The organism is Parendozoicomonas sp. Alg238-R29, from assembly GCF_947331445.1.
GTDB lineage: Bacteria > Pseudomonadota > Gammaproteobacteria > Pseudomonadales > Endozoicomonadaceae > Sansalvadorimonas.
The window spans coordinates 1-964 of sequence record NZ_CAMZOG010000235.1 but is presented as its reverse complement, the minus strand read 5'-3'; the positions used below and the strand labels follow the sequence as shown (position 1 = coordinate 964).

Sequence of the window (964 nt, the reverse complement as noted above, 5' to 3'; positions counted from 1 at the left end):
CCAAGCCTTGAGATCATTGCGCCCATATCGAATCGGCGATTAAACCGATAACAGAACTCTGCGAGGTAGCGCGGCAAATGTTTCGGATTGATGCTGTGATAGCTGCCTCTGAGAGAGTTCTTCACATTACCAATCATTGTATTGACCCAAGTGAAGAGTTCATTGCTCATAGATGCGTGCCCACCGCCCGTGACAACAGCCTTATGTAAATGGCCCGCATTAGCGATACCGATGAAAGCACCCAGTCCATCACTGATGACAAGCTGGGTTTGGCTGCTCAAATGCTTCTTAGCCCAGAGTTCCAACTCCTCTTTCCTGAAACTGGTCACCATGCTGAATCGCATAGAGAGCGGATGGTTCTCTTCATTGGTTTCAACGGCAGCAACAAACGGGTGCTTATTCTCGGAGCCTCGCCCTGGCTTACCTCCGTGCTTTTCACCGCCCCAATAGGCATCGTCTACCTGGACGTATCCGTGGAGAGGAGAACTGTCATCGCGCTCCTTCATGACCTGCATGAGTTTGTGTTTTAGCCGCCATGTGGCGTTGTAAGAGATCCCCAGTTGTCTCGATAGCTCCAGAGCGGAAATCCCATTCTTTGTCTGAGTCATCAGGTACATGGCAAGGAACCACGTCGTAAATGGCAGCTTTGTGGATTCCATGATGGTACCAGTCGTCAATGAAGTCTGATGATGGCACCGATTGCACTGGAACAATTCACGTCTTTTCAATGTGCAGTGTTCTTTACATCGACACAGAGGGCATTCAAAACCGTCAGGCCAGCGCCACTGGAAGAACTGATCGCGGCACTGCTCTTCTTTGCCGTACTGAGACAGGAATGCCGGCAGGGACAAGCCTTTCTGGAACTGGACTTTGTTCTTAGGCATGACGTCGCCCTCGCTCGATAAGAAAACCAGCGTCGTCAGTTTAGTCTACGAATCGTGGCTGAGGTTAGGTGGTAATCAGG

Annotated in this window: 1 protein-coding gene; it reads right to left on the bottom strand. The window is 50.5% G+C overall.

Annotated features, from left to right (window positions below; genetic code table 11):
• Positions 1 to 884 (bottom strand): IS1595 family transposase (locus QMA35_RS21815; RefSeq protein WP_281649235.1); only part of this gene is annotated, 884 nt, incomplete at its 3' end.
• Positions 885 to 964 lie beyond the last annotated feature (80 nt).